This is a genomic window from Peribacillus sp. YIM B13472 (genome assembly GCF_042788005.1).
GTDB classification, from domain to species: Bacteria; Bacillota; Bacilli; order Bacillales; family DSM-1321; genus Peribacillus; species Peribacillus simplex_E.
Genome location: NZ_JBHZPG010000001.1, coordinates 343,553 through 362,287 on the forward strand (window position 1 = coordinate 343,553; position 18,735 = coordinate 362,287).

Here is an 18,735-nt window from a genome sequence, read left to right on the forward strand (position 1 = left end):
CCTCATTTACCCGTCTTCAATTCTGTATTAAAAAAAGTCCATTCCTTGTGGCAGCGAAAGCCCTAAATAAAGGACGAATACAAGCGCTACGATGAACAATATCCACATGGCACTTGTGCTTTTTCCTTTTTTCGTACGGACCAGCACCATTTCCATCGCCGCAATCACGATGATTCCGACAATCATCTTTACTGCGTAAGCACCAAAATCAGTGATCAGCATACCGCCAGTCAGGAAAATCAATAGATAGAACAACCGCGTTATCATATGTAGCATTTTCGCTTTCGGATTTCCACCTTTAAGCATCGAATATGTGACAAAGAAAAGAATGATTCCGATAACCCAAGCCGTAATATGCATATGTGTAGTCATTGTTTTGCCCCCTCGTTCAGTTTCCATTTCATCATATCATAGGCTTTTACAAAAAAACAAAACTAAGGATCTACCTGAGTGGGTAAAAACCAACAATTTAATGAACATCATTTACATTTATTCTTAATAGGTCCCTACCTACGCATAACCGGCTTTTTACCATATGTAACCAAACGCCATATATATTCAACCGGTCCGTATTTAAACAGCCCCATCCACAATAAGGAAAGCAGAATTTGCAGGCAAAACAGGGCTATTAAGAAAACAAATCCTGTCGTATATGAGACTAATCCATATAAACCAAGGCCATATGAATAAAAAATGGCCGTACATACCATTGATTGGAACAAATAATTGCTCATCGACATCCTTCCGATATACGAAAGCGGGTGTAAGAGGCGGAAAGGCCCTGCATGTTCCGCCAAAAGCACGATTGCCGTGATATAAAAAATCGTAAGTAACGGCCCTCCCAAATAATCCTGCACGAATATCGTACCAAAATGGTAAACCGTCACATATGGCAGAATCTTAATTGACATGCCCAATAGCAAGCTTACAATCGAAATCATTTTCAATTGTCGTTTATATTGGGTTGGATTTTGGAGAATGCCTTGTTTTGCAACGCCTGCTCCAATTAAAAAAAACGGAAAAATCGATAAAAAAAGGATAATGGCATTAAAAGGGTTGTTCACCATATACCAATCCAGTGCCCTTTGACTCATTATGTCAGTAAATGTACCAGATTGATAAACTTCCAAAGACTGTTTCATCATCGCCGAATCAGTCGGTATTGCCATCCATTCCCTATCAAAAATGCCCAATATAAGAAATAGCGAACCCAATATCGCAAAAGGCAGGACATAACAAACCGAGCCTAGCAGAATTAAATTCCTGCCCTTCATTTTATAAAAAAATAAAAATGCAAACCCAAATACAGCATAATTAATGAGGATATCCCCATGCCAGATGAAAAAAGCATGAATGCACCCAAGTATCAGCAGGAAACTTAGCCTTTTCATAAATAGTAAAGGAAATGAAATACCCTTTTCTTCAGTCCTTACAGCTAGTATGATTGCCCCGAAACCGAACAGAAAGGCGAATAACGGATAAAAGCTGGCCTGTGCGACAATATCACTGAATCTGTACAAACTCCTGTCCCATCCCTCGGACCACCGCTCGGCACCATCTATGTACAAGAGCGGAGAGTGGAAAGAAGGCATATTCACTAAAAAAATACCTAAAATGGCTAATCCACGTAAAACATCGATGCTTACGATTCGTTTACTTTCCTGTAATGGTACCATTGTGCCCTTCATAGGGTACACCCTCTTTCATCCATACAGATTTAACATCTTTTCTATAACTCCATTACATCATCTTTAACTTTCGTGACCGCTTTTTGCTTTTTTATCAGTATGACAAACAAGCTGCCCAATAAGCAAAAGATTCCTGCAAGGAAGAATGCCCATGTATAGGAATTGAATATTTTGAAGATAAGCCCTCCACCGTACGCCGCCACTGCTGCACCCACCTGATGGGCCGCGAATATCCACCCGTATACAATCCCGCTTTTCTCCACGCCAAACACTTGCCTTGAAATGCTTATGGTCGGAGGAACGGTGGCTATCCAATCCAAACCATAAAAAACGGAGAAGATGATCAATAGACCGATTGAGCCTTCATTTAGCGCAAAAGGAAGCAATACGAGGGAAGCACCCCTTAGAGCGTAATACCAAAATAACAGCCAACGGTTATCAAAACGATCTGATAACCACCCGGATACAGTCGTACCAATCAAATCAAAGATCCCCATGAAAGATAGCAGTGATGCTGCCGTCACAACCGGTAAACCAAAACTAATGCAGTAAGAAATGAAATGTGTGCCGATCAATCCGCTCGTTGAAAGTCCGCATATAAAAAAGCTTCCTGCCAATAACCAGAATTCCTTCACTCTCACTGCTTCAATCAATGACTGAAAAGCCATGGCGATGGGGTTCATCTTTTGGACTATAACAGCCTCCTGACTTTCCTCTTCTAATCCATATGGAAGAGTGCCAACTTCCATCGGATTGTTTTTCATGAATAAAAGAATGATTGCCAGCATGATCAAGCTAAGGATCAATATTAATCCAATCGCCCATCTCCATGAATAATTCTCAATGATGATGGCTAAAACTGGAAGTAAAATGAGCTGGCCTGTGGCTGTACTTGCCGTCAGTATCCCAACCGCCAGCCCACGCCTTTTCTCGAACCAACGATTTGCCACATATGGGCTCAATACCGTTAAAAACACTCCAGAACCCAATCCAATGATCATTCCCCAAATTAAAATGAGCTGCCACTCATGCTCCATGAAAAAAGTGAGGAAAATCCCTGCCAATAAAGTGGACATGGCCAATACCATCATTTTCTTCAATCCAAGCACTTCAATTAGAGCGGCCATGAATGGGCCCGATAATCCATAAAGAAAAAGACTTATGGCGAAGGCTAAAGAAATGACGGACCGGTCCCACCCGAACTCACTTTCAAATGGTACGATGAATACTCCCGATGATGACCTAACGATTCCCGCTACAATAATCGAGAAGAAGGTTATGATTAAAATAACCCAGCTATAATGAATACGTTTCAATGCTCTCCCCCACAATCTAAAGCTCTTAGAATCAACATGATGAAAAATAAAAATTATAATAATTTGAAATATTTTATAATAGTAACACTTTATCGTTAAACAGGAAGCTTTTTATCGAAACAAATTCCAGTGCTCTTGAATGACCATCCTTATCCAACAATGGCATGAGTTCCTTGGGCTGCATTTACAAATGGAAACAGATCAGTGTCCCCCTCAATCTCCATTTCAACAGGATCGATATCTTTATAGCCTAATATGAAAGCGAATTTAAAGGGAAACAGAAAAACGCTGATCATTTATGAACAGCGTTAGCGAGGCATCAATTAACGAATCTGCCTGTTTTTCCCTTAGATTCCCAGTAATCATTACGGAGATGGATTTTTTGTATTTTCCCCGATGCCGTTTTTGGAAGCTCATCGACGAACGACACACTGGTAACTGATTTGAAATGAGCTAGTTTTTCCCGTGTGAAGGCCTTTATATCATCCTCCGTTAATTCCACTCCCGTTTTTAGCACAATGAAGGCATGCGGCGTCTCTCCCCACTTTTCATGGGGAACGGCAATGACTGCCGCTTCAAGAATTTCCGGATGTTCGTAGAGTACTCCTTCCACTTCTATGGAAGAGATATTTTCTCCGCCACTAATGATGATATCCTTTTTGCGGTCAACGATATCAACATTTCCATTTTCATCGATTGTGGCCATATCCCCTGTATGCAGCCATCCATTTCTCAAAGTCTGGCTGGTCGCTTCTTCATTTTTCCAATAACCTAACATCACTCCATGACTGCGGACGATGAGCTCCCCGATATCCACGCCATCATGGGCCACTTCCTCACCATTGTCATGGATGACCCGCACCTCACTGCCTATGATGGGATATCCTGCTTTCGCCTTCATTCTGTATTTTTCTTTTTCCGAAAGATCATCGAATTCAGAACGAATCAGCGATATCAGACTAACCGGTGTTGATTCAGTCATTCCGTAAATTTGAATGAATTCCCAGCCTAACTCTTTTTCCACCCTTGTAACGAATGCAGGAGGCGGTGCGGAACCCGCAACGACGATTCGGATACCCTGCTCGATATTCGGAACATTCCGTTCATAATATTGAAACAGTGAATTCAGAACCGTTGGTGCCATATGCATTATGGAAACCTTATGCTTTTGCAGTGCATCAAATATCATTTCGGGGCTGGTTTTCCTCAAACAAACTTGAGTGGCACCATTTGCCGTATAATAAAATGGGGCACCCCACCCATTCACGTGGAACATCGGCAGTACATGCAAATATGTATCGCGGTCATTGACCCTGAAATGATGCATCGCGCCCAGGGCATGCAAATAGTTGTTGCGGTGAGTCAGCATCACCCCTTTGGGATTTCCTGTGGTCCCGCTAGTATAAAGGAGACTCGAAACATCATTTTCATCCACGGACTCCCGGTTGAAGCATTTGTTATCATAACGTTCCAGCCAATGGTTGTAATCGGTTTCATTTATCTCTTCATTTTTATAATGAACGATTATGTGCTCCACCGATTCAAGTTCATCCTTGACAGGGGAAATTAGATGATACAATTCTTGATCTACGAAAAGGACCTTTGACTCGCTATGGTTCAAAATGAATACATAATCAGCAGGCTTCAAACGGATATTCAATGGAACGATTACTGCCCCAAGCTGAAAGACCCCATAAAAGCCTTCAAGCATTTCAATTGAGTTGGGTGCCAAATATGCCACCTTTTCACCCTTTTTGACTCCAAAGTCCCTTAAACCATATGAAAGCTGGTTTACACGGCCCTTCAGCTCTAAGTATGTTAAAACCTTGTCATCTCCAATGATGGCTTTCTTATGGCCATATAGTAAGGCTGCTCGATCCAAGAAATGCGATAATACTAATGGTACATTCATTTCCTCACCCCTGATTTTATTTGAATATTCAGAATTAGCATTATATTACCATATCTGTTATCTATCTTTCAATAATATCCACCGTTGTTATATAACAATATATCGGTAGGCAGATGAATCACATCAATCATTAGTCAACATACAATACATTGAAACTCCCTTCAGTGATAGGCCCATGGCCTGAAATTCAAGGGAAAAACCAGAATAAAAAAGGGTGATTTTCTTGCCGGCCATCGTAGGAGTCGTTCAAGTCATCAACGTCGGTAGCAGTGGAATTGTCCATATTGGTGACGTCTTTAAAATTAGTCCATATTCCACTTCAAAAACGTATTCAGGTGCTGGCTCGTTTAATACGGGTGAATCCATATCCCTTTATAATGCCTACAGCACCACAAATACAAATGATACAGATGGTGTCGATCAGCCACTGGTCTTAAATCTCTAATGTTTTAAGAAAGGAGTCAGCATGATCTTCAATATTCACCAGACCATACAAATCAATATGATAAAAATTGAAAGCATCGCCAATTCATCCGTTTTTCAAATAGGAAGTGCCGGGGTGATTAAACCATATTCCACATTAGCCAATACCGGTGGATTCACTGGGCCTGCTCCACAAATTGAAGCTGATGTAATCCCATCAGCCAGTTTCGTCCCATTTACAACCTCCTAGTTCATAGGCATTCACCTACATCCAACTTTTTCATATACTGTCATATATGAAATTAACTTATTGTGAAGGTGAGGTGTTGAATCGTGAATCAGGATCTATATTCATATTCCATACAAATGCAGCGTTTTCTTGAAGCCCAGGATAAACGGATCATGAAACTTGAACACGAACTCAAACGCCTGACAGATGAACTTGCCGAGCTGAAAAATAAACCGCCAATCCATGTAGATAAAATTGAATATAAATTCGATCAGTTAAAAGTCGAATCTCTAGATGGAACATTGAATATCGGTTTAAATCCAACTGACCTTAACAACATAGATGAATTTGCCGTCAACAACCAACCTGTTCAGCCTGCCCCTAACCTATTTCCAGGCAGGGAAATCATCGTCCAGGAAATTCACAACGATATCCTTTCAGACTTGGAAAATATGATTAACGATGCGGAAAACCAACTGAAAATATCATTGGAACCCTCTTATCATGACTTCATTAGGCAGGACGTCGAACGCCAGCTGCATCAACGAATCAATATGTATTTCGATAATCTTTCGTACGCGGAACGTGCTCCGCAGCAAAGGGATAATATCAAGGAAAAGATCAGGGAAAAGGTAAAATCCGATATTCAAACTGCATTATTACAATTCATTGCCCATTCACAAGCCGAGACAGGAGGAAATCCAAATGGAGTTTAATGTAACCAATCACCAGCTTTGTGTAGGAGATATTAAAATTACCGGTGTAGCAAGCTCTGCTTTATTTCTCATAGGGGATGTGCAAACGGTCCAACTATCCTCAGCATTCGATACCCCGCCGGAATCCCTGATCATCGGGCCCTTTGTCCCGCTTACTCCAAAAGGATAGATTACATGTTTTCAAGAATATCAAAAGTAAAATCTATATTATCCGACACGTTATCACTCAGCTCCACCCTGCAAATCGGGGATACTTCATATATTGACGGAAATTCCCTGGCTTTAGCGGTCCAAAAGAAAAGTGAAACTTTCCATTCAGTGGATATTCATTTCGAAGACTATGACATTTTTAAGAAACCATTGTATATCCCAAGATTGAATGAACCAGTCATATCAAGTTTTTCAAATCCGAATCCCTTCATACGGGTCGGCAATATCAATATAATCGGGATATCAGCCTCATCTTTGGTTGGTGTGGGGAACGTAGGCCATGCACGTATGGAATCAAGAGTGAAACATATTCGGGAGGTTCCTAAAAAAAGCGAATAGACGCCAATCGACGATTCAACCAACAACACTTAAACTTTTAAAGGAGGGGTTCATATGCCCGCCATTATCGGCCCAGTTCAAGTATTTAATGTCGCGCAAGGAAACCTGTTATTCGGTGATTGCGCCGTCATTTCCCCTAAGTCTTCCTCCAAAACGGTTACCGGATCCGGTTCAGGGAACACAGCTGCAATCGTTTTTACGGCCAATGGCCTGAATGGAAGCAATGTCCTTGATGTCAATGGGGTCGACCAGCCCATTACAGGGAATAATTAGTCAAAGAAAAAGCCTCCCATTTCCAGGGAGGCTTTTTAAATTCGGCCTATTTTTCTAACATGTTAAATACTTGCTCTACATCTTTGTCTCCCCTGCCTGATAAATTGACGATCAGTATATCATCTCTTGTCAACTCTTTTGCGAGCTTCATGGCGTAAGCTAGAGCATGTGAGCTTTCGAGAGCTGGAATGATCCCCTCTGTTTTGGATAATACCTGAAATGCCTCAAGAGCTTCTTCCCCTTTTACCGTCACATACTCCGCCCGTCCGCTATCTTTCAAAAAACTATGCTCGGGTCCCACGCTTGGGTAATCCAAACCTGCTGCTATGGAAAATGTCGGTTTTGGTTCCCCTTGCTCGTCCACTAACGTCAAACTTTTGAATCCGTGCAATACTGCCGGGACACCTTGCGAAATACTTGGGGCTTCAATTGGCTCTACACCAATTAAACGGACATTGTCTTCATCAATATAATGAGCAAAAGCACCTATCGCATTACTTCCCCCTCCTGCACAAGCTATGATGGCAGTTGGCATTTTCCCTTCCTTTTCAAGGATCTGGCGCTTTGATTCTTCACTTATAATTGATTGGAAATGCTTAACGATCGTAGGATAGGGGTGTGGTCCCACTGCTGAACCAAGTAAGTAAAAAGTATTTTCATAGTTTTGCACCAAATCATTCAATGCCTCATCAACGGCATCCTTCAATCGACCCTGTCCCTTTTCGACCGCTACGACTTTTGCCCCCAACAATTCCATCCGAAAGACATTCAAAGTCTGCCTCTCCGTATCCAGCTTACCCATATAGATCACACACTCCATGCCAAACATCGCACATGAAGTCGCAGTCGCCACACCATGCTGCCCAGCTCCAGTTTCTGCAATGATGCGTTTAGCACCCATCCGTTTGGCGAGCAGGATTTGTCCGATCGCATTATTGATTTTGTGAGCACCTGTATGATTCAGATCTTCACGCTTCAAGTATATTTTTGCCCCGCCAACCTTTTTCGTTAAATTCTTTGCAAGTGTTAACGGGTTTTCGCGTCCGACATATTCTTTCAAATAATATTGAAACTCCTCAATGAATTCCGGGTCATCCTTATATTTCAAAAATTCCGCTTCCAAAATATCCATTACTTCCTGAAGTTCACCCGGTACAAAGCTTCCACCGAACTCACCAAAGTATCCCTTGCTCTTGATCTCACTCGTCATACTCTTCTCTACTCCTTTAAAAAGGTATTTTTCTCCACTAGTATATAGTAAGTATTTATACTTTTTCAAACTATTCTGTTTATTCAACCAAAAAGAAGCGTCCCACATCAATGGGACACTCCTTCTCTCTTATACTTCCAATAAATGCGATCCGTCAAAGAAAAACAAATAACGGCCGGTTACCTTCTTATTCATTATCCCTTCAACAGCCCTCGTATAAAGCTGAAGCTGCATCCGGTATCTATCGGCAAGAATCTCTTTAGCCCCTTCATACCCGCTAGCAAAACGGCCAGTGATCGTATCCGTTTTATAATCGAGAAGCACAAGACCTTGTTCATCCTCAAAGATACAATCAATCACACCTTGGATAAGGATCTCTTCATCCCCAGCTGCCCAATCGCTGTAAGCTTCCTTTGCAGGCAACGACATCGTAAATGGCACTTCACGGCGAATGCTCACGGCCCTCTGCATTCTTTGCCCGATTTCACTGTCAAAGAAATCGACGATCGTCTCAGGGTCCACAGCTTCTTTCTGTTCCTCCATCAACAACTCGCGTTGAATCAAGTCAACGATCAGATCCTGAATCGATTGAATGGTAATCTCCTTAGATAGATCAATATGCTGCATGACTAAATGTGTAATCGTACCCCTTTCAGCAGGAGTCAGTGACTTTTCTTGCATGAAAGTCGGCCGCTTCGTGATAGGACGCTTAAATTTACGCAACAACTCTGTGGAGCTTTGCTCGTCCTTGAGTTCATATTGACGTTTTAGTTCAGAAACGGATTGCTTGGAACGATACACGGTCGCATCATGCTCTGGGTACTCCCAATCCAGCTGTTCCTTGATATCATCATAAAACTCGGAAACGATACCGACCTTCTCCGATTTCTGGACATGATTAAGCATTTGCTCTTGAACCAGTGCCTCTTCCTCATCCAGAACAGCAAGCTCTTCACTTGGAATGACGGAAATGGACCAATTCGATGGATGCGACTCCATTTCCAAACCAAGACTTGCAGCACCAAGAGAATCCCGATGTCGGACAAGGGATGGACCAATCCAATCAAGATAACTTTTTGCACCTGCCCGTACATAGTCCTTCAATAGCCACTCTCCATGTGCCGCATTACTTTCCCAGTTCTGCTTCGTTTTTTCAGCATCATTGATACTGGCAATCAAATAAAGTTTCTCCTTAGCCCTTGTAAGCGCCACGTAGAGGACACGCATCTCCTCTGCAATTAATTCAAGCTGCTTTTTTTTCTTGAAAGCCAATTGAGGGAGGGATGGATAAGTTATCCGTAATTCGGAATTCACATACTTTGCCGCAAAGCCATAATCCTTATCCAGTAAATACGGCTTGCGTAAATCCATCATATTGAATTGCTTGGAAAGGCCGGCAATGAACACGATCGGGAACTCAAGCCCCTTTGAGGAGTGAATCGTCATCAGCCGGACTACATCTTCCTGTTCCCCTAAAGCCCGAGCTGCCCCTAAATCATCCCCACGTTCTTGCATCCTTTCTATAAAACGCAAGAAACGGAACAGACCGCGGAAAGAACTTGCTTCATATTGCCTTGCCCTGTCATACAGTGCTCTTAAATTGGCCTGACGCTGTTTGCCACCCGGCATCCCACCTGCAAAATCATAAAACTGCGTTTCGCGGTATAGTAGCCAAATCAAATCTGATAATGCTTCCTGCCTGGCAAGCTTCCTCCACTTCACTAGTTTTTTATAAAAAGCAGAGGCTTTTTCATAAAGCCCCGGATGTTCTTCCGGGTCACTCTTTCTGTAAAAATCAGCTAGCGCTTCGTAATAGCTTCCTGTATGGAATAAACGCACCTGTGACATCTCTTCTTCATCCAGCCCCACGATAGGTGAACGGAGAACGGATGCCAATGGGATATCCTGTTGCGGGTTATCTATCACCTTCAATAAGGAAATCATGATGGCCACTTCGGTCGCTTCAAAATACCCAGTCGATAAATTAGCATATACTGGAATTCCCTGCTTTTTAAATTCCTCCATGATTTGCGGTGCCCATGGCATCGAACGAAGAAGAATGACCATGTCTCGATAAGTCGCAGATCGATACTTTTTGGTTTTCGTATCATATATCCGATGCTTTTCGCTTATAGCCTTTTTAATAAGCTTGGCCATCTGCCTTGCTTCAAGCTGTGCTTTTTCAAGCTCCTCGGCTTCAAACCCGCCATCCGATCCTTCCGTTTCCGAATGAGCTTCCGGATCGGCTGTTCCATCAATTAAATGGAGTTCGATTGGATTTGGATCTTCTTCGGGATATGGGGCACCTTTTTTCAATTGGGCATCTTCATCATAATCAATCTCACCGACTGTAATGCCCATCAACTGTTGAAACAAGAAATTGGTCCCGTCGAGAACTTCCTTACGGCTCCGGAAATTGCGGTTTAAATCAATTTTCAGTCCGGAATCAACACCATCATGAGTAAAACGTGTGTATTTTCCAAGGAAGAGATTCGGTTCCGCAAGCCTGAACCGGTAAATGGACTGCTTGACATCACCAACCATGAAAAGATTCCCATTATATTCGCCGTCAGCCGTCACCAGTTTTAAGATGGATTCCTGAACAAGGTTCGTATCCTGATACTCATCTACGAGTACCTCTTTGAACTGGTTCCTGTATTCTACGGCTGCGGCTGAAGGTTTTCGTTCACCATCCACAGTTTCCCCTGTCAAAATTTGAAGACAATAATGTTCCAAATCGGCGAAATCCACCAAGTTCTTTTCTGCTTTTGCAGCAAAAAATCGATCTTCAAACTGTTTAACAAGCATTACAAGTGTATCGACATAGCCCTTGAGCTCCCTTATATCCCGCAAATAGCTTTCCGGTTTACGGGAAAATAACTCTTCCTGTAACGATTTGATGATCTTCTTCGCCTTATCACGATACTTGGTAGCCTCATCCGTAACTTCTTTGATAAAATCTCCACCAGTAAGGCGTTTTGCCGTTCCAAATTTCACATTTTGGATTTCTTCATATAGAGCGTTCCAGGATTGATCCTTAACTTCCGAAAGTTTAGCAACCAGGGCAAGATCAGCTATATAGTTCTCAGCCCTTGGTGCCGGCCCCCCAGGGATTTTTGTCAACGCAAGCGAGCGTTCCAATAAGTCCCTAGAAGTAGCCAATTGTAAACCAATATCGAACTTCAATGAATCGATAAACGAAAGATCATCAATCCCATCATCATCTGCCAACTCATACATGCTAGCAGCACCATCGAGCCATCGGGCCGGATCTGGATTCGATTGCGAAAAATCATGAAGCGATCGAACGATATTCTGAAGCGCATCATCGTTTCGATCGCTAGTGAAAGCATCAACCAAATTAAAGAATTCTTCATTATCACTTTGGCCATACTGCTCCTCGAAAAGCTCTTCCATCACTTCATCACGGAGCAGCTGGATCTCCGTAGAATCTGCAATCCGGAAGCCCGGGTCGATATCCGTCAGATAATAATACTTCCTGATCACCTCTAAACAAAAGGAATGCAGTGTGGAAATCGAAGCACGATTAATCAAGCTCAACTGCTTACGCAAATGCTGTGAATGCGGATTGTCATTGATCGCTTTTTCTAATGCCTCACTTACCCGATGGCGCATCTCGGCAGCCGAGGCATTGGTGAATGTAACGACGAGCAGTTCATCAACATCGATTGGATCTTCTTCGGAAATGACTTTTTGGATGATCCGGTTGACCAGCACCGCTGTTTTCCCTGAACCTGCAGCGGCCGCAACCAGAATATCCTGATCTTTAGCCCATATCGCCTTCCATTGATCTTCCGTCCAAGTCACGTCTCCTGGCAGAGCAGGAATTTTCGTTTTACTCATCGTTCTCTCCCTCCCCCCTTAATAGCTCAAGAACGTCATTTTGTTTCTTCTGTACCAAATTCCTGAATTGATTTTCCTCCAGTGACTGGTCGAATTGGCATACAGATTTAAAGGAACAGAAGGTACACGGCGTTTTTTCCTTTAATTTATATGGCGTTATATCCACATCACCATCGACCATTCGATCACCGGCCTCCTGATAAATACGGCGCACATGATGATTCAGAAGCGAAAACTCTTCCCTGCTGGCAACTTTGGAAGCCGCAAGGAGCGATCCGTCCTTTTTAAAACCAGCTGGAATGATATCCGACTTACCCGAATTTTCAATATCAAGCGAGGTATCCATCATCTGAATGACATTTGAATGATCTAGTACAAGTCCATTCATTTTAAAACTTTTATAAATTTCTTCTTCAATTTTATCCAAACTGAGCATTCCCTTTGATTTGACAACGGGATTATGCACATGAAAATACAAAACGCCGGCTGGAATCGCTTCTTTTCCTATAAGCGACTTGGAATGGGTTACGACGATATCTAGGTATGTCAACATTTGCAGCGCGAGTCCATAATACACTTCACTCATGTTCAGTTCCTTTTCACTCGACTTATAATCAAGCACACGCAAATAGACACCCTCATCTTCTTCCGCTTTATCCACGCGGTCGATCCGCCCGATCAATTCCATCTTCGTACCGTTTTTCAATGTAAAAGAAAGTGGAGGAAGCTCGCCATTTTTTCCGAATCCAAGTTCTAATCCGACTGGGGCAAAACCGCTCACCTTTGCATGTTCACTTAATACGATCGAGGCCCGCCCAATCACGTGTTCCAGTTTCCTGCGTAAATAGTGATGGCGGTTCGTACTTAACAAAATCTGATTTTGGAGTTTAGGAGCAAGTCTCTCCACAGCAATTCTGGCCAGCTCCAAGCATTGTTCCGGGGTCAATGCAGACCAAGGAATATCATGTTCCTTTAAATAATCGGAAATCATTTTCAACGCGCCATGGAACATCTCGCCTATATCCGGGGCATCCAAACGGAAAATTTGCCGTTCCCGCAATTTCAAGCCATGAGCGGCATAATGGGAAAACGGGCAGCTATTGAACATTTCCATCCGGGATACACTTGTAAGAATGCTTTCACCGTATAATTGCTTACTTGTTTCCTCAGATAATTTCTTTGTTCTATTTTGATAAAATAGGCTCGATAAAACCTTAGTTGCTGAAGGACCGGCCATTTCATCACCCATAATGGCATTATATACATCCCACCATAGTGAATGGATTGGATAGTTCCTTTTTTTCAGCTGCAATTGGGCAGCCAGGTACGATAGGGCCACATTATGATTTGCAGCATATTTCACCTGTTCCTCAGCAGGCAGATCGGACGGATCGTTCATATAATACACATCGGACACGTTGGGCAATACGTCCCTTATCCGTTTCAAATAAGATGAGGGTAAAAGTGCCTTTCCTTCCTCATCGGCAAGCGGATATGATAAATAAAGGGCCTCAGCAGGCGTAGTAAATGCTTTGTACGCTGTAAACTCCTCATCCAGCAGGCGCACTTTTGTGCTTGGGGCAACATCAAGTCCACCAGCCAGCAGCACCTCACGATCACTATCTGAAAATATCCCGTCAGATACAGCTTTTCCTGGCAGAACCCCTTCGTTCAGGCCGATAACAAAAGCTGTCTTCACATCATCCAGGCGGGATAAGTCTAGATTAGCGACCAATACTTGGTCAATTGCCGGCGGTACCAAAGAAAATTCAAGAGACTCCAGACCAGCTTCAATGATAACTGCAAACTGTTTCATGGAAAGCTCTTCCCCGCTCAGCAGTTCAACGAATTGATCCAATAGGTCGACAACTGCATTCCATGTTTGCTCATGCTCTCTTGCCGATACCAAATCACCTGCTTCTTCTGCCTCTTGTTTCAGCTTTTCCAATTTTTCCGGTACATGCAATTCTTCAAGATATAGATAAAGGGCTTCACACAATTCCCTGCCATTAACAGCCTTTTTAACACGTTTTGAGAGCTTCAAGATGGGCTCGGTAAATAATTGCTTCATCTCATTCAACTCTTGCTCAAGCTGCATTTCCTTATCCGTTTGATTCCGGTCCTCGAGTTCCAGTCCGCGGAAGCGCCGGTAGGACCAACGATCTTTGGACGTCCACCTGCTTCCTTTAATGCCACGGGCCAGCACATAGTTTTCCAGCTTATCTACCTGTTCGCGCATTCTATCGTGGTTATTTTGCAGCGGAAATAGAAGCTCCGTCTTGATCGCACGAAATACCGGCTCATATCGCCAATAGCCATTGATGATCTCCAAAGTGGAACGAATCAGCTCAATCAAAGGATGATTCAGCATCGTCCGTTTGGAATCGACGAACAAAGGAATTTGATAATCCCGAAAAACGGTTTGTAAAATATCTGCGTACGCTTCTCCATTCCGGACTAAAATCGCAATATCACTGAAACGGTGCTGTTTCTGTCTGACCAACGACAAGATGTCCCGGGCAACTCCTTCAATCTCGGCTCTGCGGTTAACTGCCTGGGCGATCGTTACATCTGGCGACTGCTCAAACGCTTTGGCAGGTCGAATGGAAAAATGTGTTTCCAGATGATTCAGTCCCGGGCTCTTTCCAAACCTTTCCGTTCCTTTTAAGATTCGATCTTCTGAAATCGGTATGCCATTCCTCAATCCAGCCTGATAAAGGTGATGATATAGATTTCCCGTTTGCCTGAACAACTGCAAATCATCCGGAGCATATTGTCTGTAGGGCTGATCTAACGTCAGCGAGATCGTTACACTCCTGCACAGCTTGATCATTTCTTCCACAATCAATAATTCCTGTGGAGTCAAACTATAAAAACCATCGATATAAATATCCGCATCCCTTATATAGGAAGAATCCGCCATTTTCTCGATCAGCAAAGTGAAGTAGTCTTCGGAATCTAAATATTTGTTAACCATTTCATCCTCAAAAGCCTGATAGACCAATTCAAGATCATGCAGTTTATCCTGAATGCCGCTGCCGGTCTGTGAGGTGTCGGTCAAATAGTTTTGAATGTCATCAGGTTGGATGCAATACTGCTTGAACTCAGCCAGCATTAGCTCCATCTGTGCAATGAACCCCTGCTTATCAGCAGAACGACGAAACATCTTTAACTCTTCCTTTTTATCATCCATGATCTTCCGTATCAACATATTAACGCCAACGCTGTCCAAATGCAGCCGGCTCATCCCCCCGGTCTCCTGAAGAACGCGCCAAGCAAGCCTACTAAAACTAAAAACCTGTGTCCGGATCATTCCGGCAAGGCCTGGTGTTTTAATTAATTTATATTCAGATAGAAACGTCATCTGATCAGGAACGAGGTAGATAATTGGATTTCCTTCGGGATCTTCTGCCAATTTGGAGCGAATTTCGTCCAATATATTCGAAGTTTTCCCTGCACCCGATCTTCCCAGTAAAAAATGGAGTGACATCTCTTTTTCCCCCTTACAACATAATATCTAGATCCATCATACCAGAAATACTTTAGTCACCATGACTAGGTTTCTGTTTCCAATTAGATTTACTTTCTATTATTTTAACGTTTCCCTTTAAAAAACACCAATCGTACGTTCGCGTTTTTTCCCAAAAGAAAAAGCCCACATAATTTGGGGCTTCCATGATCATTCACCTGTAAATTTATAATTGAATTCTTTGACCGGCCAATATCGAACATCCACTTTACCGACAACATTTTCAACCGGTATATAACCAAAGTGACGGCTGTCAGCACTTTCAAGACGATTATCACCCATGACAAAAAGCTTGCCCTCCGGAACTTTGGTCACATCCGTCAATTCTTTTAATGTGAAATCACCTGTAAAGTCCTGTCCCGGGAAACCTTCCTTGAATTTCTCAAGATAAGGCTCATCCACTTTCTCACCATTTACGTAAAGCCAATCATCTTTATAACGAATTTGGTCACCTGCAATCCCTATAACTCGCTTAACATAATCTTCTTGTGAATTCGCATGAAAAACAATAATGTCAAAACGGTTGATATCATGAATCTGGTAATTGATTTTATTCACGACAAGTTTATTTCCATCTTCTAGGGTCGGCTGCATCGACTTCCCTTCAACATCATAGCTTGAAAAGAAAAATGTACGGATTAAGATGTAAATAACAAAAGCTATCATCGCTGGTTTTATCCAATCGGATAAAGAATTCTTGTTTGTTTTTTCCATCAAGTTCAACCCCTACTGCATTTATATACTAATTTATTGTCCATCTTCCCTCTTCATGCTTTTATTTAACCGGACTTCAAGTCTTTTCCCCACAAACCATAGGATAAAGATGACGATCCCGATAATGATCGTACGCACAGGTTTATGAATTAAGGATACTAAATCGTAACCTACGAAGCTGATCGTAAAGATCATCACCGCTTTCCCTCCCACTACTGCAAGTCCATATTGCAAGGGACTGACTTTTGAAAGTCCTGCCACGATATTAACGATGGCCGAAGGTGTAAAAGGGAAGCAGAGCAATATGAATAAAGGACCGAATCCATGGCTTTCCACCCAAACCATCAACCTCTGCACCTGTTTATGCTTTTGCAAAAATCGGAAAAACCTCATTTGACCATATCTTCTAATAATCCAAAAGATCAAAAAAGAACCCGCTACCGCACCAATCCAAGAAAATAAAAAGCCCCACCAGAGACCAAAAGCCGTTGCGTTAGCAAGCACGAACACCACTAAAGGCAAAAAGGGCAAAAAAGCTTCCAGCATCGGCAGTAAGATCCCAGGAATTGGACCGAATGAGCGATATTGCTGAATAAGTGCAGATATATGATCAAGTGTAAACCACTCACGAATAGTATCCAAATCCATAATTATCTCCCTCGACATGCTGCTATCAAAGCAGCATAAACTTATTAAAAACTGTTTATTTTAGATATATCACTTTCCCCTGAAATTGCAAGAATTATTATCCATATACCTTCATACTTTCCCTAACTCCGGAAAACATAATCTTGTTAACGAATATTTCTAGATTTATCAAAACCGCTTGCATATACACTGAAAATACATTAGGATAAAAAAAACAGAACAAATGTTCTTTTTTTTTACATGGTATACATACTAATATTAAAAACCGTGCTATTAGAAAGGAGCGGTCAAGATGACCCGCATTCCAGAAGATGACCGAAATATGATTGAAAAAGCCATCTACCTCCCTATGGTTATAACAGTCTTAAACCGGGATCTCAAGGTCATCGAAATTAGTCCGTTTAAATTAAAAAGGCCCTATTCGGAGCTAGTCGAACATATTTTAAAAGTGGTTCAAGACGAACTTGCCGAGGTAAGGCGATATTTGCGCAAGGAGAATATTAAGGTTAGTGAAATCAAACGCGATGAATCCTTCACGATGTATTGTTTTTTATATAAAGGATACGAGGAACATCATAATTATTTCAATCCCCGCCTTCGCAACAAAACCGAAGATTTGTTATGTTATTACTTTTTCGAAAAAAAACACCGTTCAAGGAATTAGCGGATTTCAGGCATCACCACTATATGTTTGTGAAATATAGGTGTTTAGAGCATTTCGGGAAGGATACAGATGCCCTTCGTTGTAAGTATGTATGTCCATTAACAACGCATCCCACCTTTCCTGCTTCATAAAGTTACGGGAGGTCAATTTTTGATGATCAAGATCGATAGGACTTTCTTACCTCCATTCACCTGTATGAATATTCCATAATCATAATATAATTGGCGAGTTCAAACATGGATTTAGCGCCATGAAATATCACTTTTCGATCAAGGCATAACCTATGTAATCAAGTGCATATTGAATATCCTTAACCATTTTAGTTTTGAGATTCTTTAAATCAAAGTTATTAACATGTTCCTTCGCCAAGGTTGGAGTGACACCCGTTATGATCGTTTCCACCCTCATCAAAGCAAGAGCACTCATCATATTGATGAGAAAGTTAGGAAAACAGTTATCTTGAAAGAGGTGCTTCGACAAATCAATGCTAAAGTAACCAATATCATTACCCGCCGAATAATGTCACACATCACTCATGATTTGCACTGAACGATTTAAGGACACAGTCCTTAACGAATAATAGGTCGGGCTCGTATAATAACCATTATCCAATAACAATCATTTTAGAGTCTGTATAATGTTTTTGCAAAAGATTATTAATTGCATATCCATACCTACTATCATCTACTTGTAACCATCAATTGATATAAAAAGTATTATATTACCAGCCAAAAAAATAAGAACCATTCGTGAAATATTTGTGAAACACTGAACAAAAATGATGGATACATCGTGGGATGTCTATTATATTATGCATTATGAAGTGATTCATTAACAAACTTATATCCCATTGTTTGATCAATGAAAAGTTTCCCCAACCCCTTATTTCTTATAAAAACCATGCAAATGTTTTATTTGCATGGTTCAGTTTGTAGACAAAAGGGGTTCGGAATTAAAAAATTCTGAAACCCTTTTGAAATTCCCTTTGAATTTTCGCCTA

General features: G+C 41.8%; 17 protein-coding genes. 7 read left to right on the top strand and 10 right to left on the bottom strand.

Annotation, left to right across the window (positions count from 1 at the left end; all coding sequences use genetic code 11):
- Positions 1 to 27: 27 nt before the first annotated feature.
- From ACFX4I_RS01670 to ACFX4I_RS01685, 4 genes are all read right to left on the bottom strand, one after another.
- Complete coding sequence (locus tag ACFX4I_RS01670; RefSeq protein ID WP_230303885.1) at positions 28 to 372, bottom strand: YisL family protein; 345 nt, start codon at positions 370 to 372, stop codon at positions 28 to 30.
- Positions 373 to 506: 134 nt separating this feature from the next.
- Positions 507 to 1,688, bottom strand: a complete 1,182-nt coding sequence (locus tag ACFX4I_RS01675; RefSeq protein WP_377418683.1) for a DUF418 domain-containing protein — start codon at positions 1,686 to 1,688, stop codon at positions 507 to 509.
- A gap of 41 nt (positions 1,689 to 1,729) precedes the next feature.
- Positions 1,730 to 3,004: an MFS transporter gene (locus tag ACFX4I_RS01680; protein ID WP_377418686.1), complete on the bottom strand. Its 1,275-nt coding sequence runs from the start codon at positions 3,002 to 3,004 to the stop codon at positions 1,730 to 1,732.
- 319 nt (positions 3,005 to 3,323) lie between these two features.
- Positions 3,324 to 4,916 (bottom strand): long-chain-fatty-acid--CoA ligase, encoded by a 1,593-nt coding sequence (locus ACFX4I_RS01685; protein WP_377418689.1) that lies wholly within the window; start codon positions 4,914 to 4,916, stop codon positions 3,324 to 3,326.
- A gap of 223 nt (positions 4,917 to 5,139) precedes the next feature.
- Between ACFX4I_RS01685 and ACFX4I_RS01690 the strand changes: the two genes are divergently transcribed.
- The 6 genes from ACFX4I_RS01690 (at position 5,140) to ACFX4I_RS01715 (ending at position 7,106) form a co-directional block, all read left to right on the top strand.
- The gene (locus ACFX4I_RS01690; protein ID WP_230300916.1) at positions 5,140 to 5,361 is read left to right on the top strand and encodes a spore germination protein; all 222 of its coding nucleotides are present in this window, start codon (positions 5,140 to 5,142) and stop codon (positions 5,359 to 5,361) included.
- Positions 5,362 to 5,382: 21 nt separating this feature from the next.
- Complete coding sequence (locus ACFX4I_RS01695; RefSeq protein WP_377418692.1) at positions 5,383 to 5,589, top strand: spore germination protein GerPB; 207 nt, start codon at positions 5,383 to 5,385, stop codon at positions 5,587 to 5,589.
- 83 nt (positions 5,590 to 5,672) lie between these two features.
- Positions 5,673 to 6,284: a spore germination protein GerPC gene (gerPC, locus tag ACFX4I_RS01700; protein ID WP_377418695.1), complete on the top strand. Its 612-nt coding sequence runs from the start codon at positions 5,673 to 5,675 to the stop codon at positions 6,282 to 6,284.
- Entirely contained in the window at positions 6,274 to 6,453 is a 180-nt protein-coding gene (locus ACFX4I_RS01705) for a spore gernimation protein GerPD (RefSeq protein WP_230300919.1), read from the top strand. The genes gerPC and ACFX4I_RS01705 overlap by 11 nt, the downstream gene beginning before the upstream one ends.
- Positions 6,454 to 6,458: 5 nt before the next feature.
- Positions 6,459 to 6,833 carry a spore germination protein GerPE gene (locus ACFX4I_RS01710; protein WP_377418698.1) on the top strand — a complete coding sequence of 125 codons (375 nt, stop codon included), beginning with the start codon at positions 6,459 to 6,461 and terminating at the stop codon, positions 6,831 to 6,833.
- Positions 6,834 to 6,887: 54 nt separating this feature from the next.
- The gene (locus tag ACFX4I_RS01715; RefSeq protein ID WP_057275823.1) at positions 6,888 to 7,106 is read left to right on the top strand and encodes a spore germination protein; all 219 of its coding nucleotides are present in this window, start codon (positions 6,888 to 6,890) and stop codon (positions 7,104 to 7,106) included.
- A gap of 46 nt (positions 7,107 to 7,152) precedes the next feature.
- On the opposite strand, the gene trpB is transcribed toward ACFX4I_RS01715, so the two are convergent.
- The 5 genes from trpB to ACFX4I_RS01740 all read right to left on the bottom strand — a co-directional run bounded on the left by trpB (position 7,153) and on the right by ACFX4I_RS01740 (position 17,071).
- The gene (gene trpB / locus ACFX4I_RS01720) at positions 7,153 to 8,316 is read right to left on the bottom strand and encodes a tryptophan synthase subunit beta (RefSeq protein ID WP_377418701.1); all 1,164 of its coding nucleotides are present in this window, start codon (positions 8,314 to 8,316) and stop codon (positions 7,153 to 7,155) included.
- A 129-nt stretch (positions 8,317 to 8,445) separates the two neighbouring features.
- Entirely contained in the window at positions 8,446 to 12,180 is a 3,735-nt protein-coding gene (addA, locus tag ACFX4I_RS01725; protein WP_377418704.1) for a helicase-exonuclease AddAB subunit AddA, read from the bottom strand.
- Positions 12,173 to 15,670 (bottom strand): helicase-exonuclease AddAB subunit AddB, encoded by a 3,498-nt coding sequence (gene addB, locus ACFX4I_RS01730; RefSeq protein WP_377418707.1) that lies wholly within the window; start codon positions 15,668 to 15,670, stop codon positions 12,173 to 12,175. The genes addA and addB overlap by 8 nt, the downstream gene beginning before the upstream one ends.
- A gap of 189 nt (positions 15,671 to 15,859) precedes the next feature.
- Complete coding sequence (gene lepB / locus ACFX4I_RS01735; RefSeq protein ID WP_230300924.1) at positions 15,860 to 16,423, bottom strand: signal peptidase I; 564 nt, start codon at positions 16,421 to 16,423, stop codon at positions 15,860 to 15,862.
- Between the two features lie 33 nt (positions 16,424 to 16,456).
- Entirely contained in the window at positions 16,457 to 17,071 is a 615-nt protein-coding gene (locus ACFX4I_RS01740; protein ID WP_230300925.1) for a TVP38/TMEM64 family protein, read from the bottom strand.
- Positions 17,072 to 17,363: 292 nt separating this feature from the next.
- Here ACFX4I_RS01740 and ACFX4I_RS01745 point away from each other — a divergent pair, with 292 nt between their 5' ends.
- Complete coding sequence (locus ACFX4I_RS01745) at positions 17,364 to 17,735, top strand: YhjD family protein (RefSeq protein WP_230300926.1); 372 nt, start codon at positions 17,364 to 17,366, stop codon at positions 17,733 to 17,735.
- Between the two features lie 258 nt (positions 17,736 to 17,993).
- Here ACFX4I_RS01745 and ACFX4I_RS01750 read toward each other — a convergent pair whose 3' ends face one another.
- Positions 17,994 to 18,146 carry a hypothetical protein gene (locus ACFX4I_RS01750; RefSeq protein ID WP_377418711.1) on the bottom strand — a complete coding sequence of 51 codons (153 nt, stop codon included), beginning with the start codon at positions 18,144 to 18,146 and terminating at the stop codon, positions 17,994 to 17,996.
- Between the last annotated feature and the right edge of the window lie 589 nt (positions 18,147 to 18,735).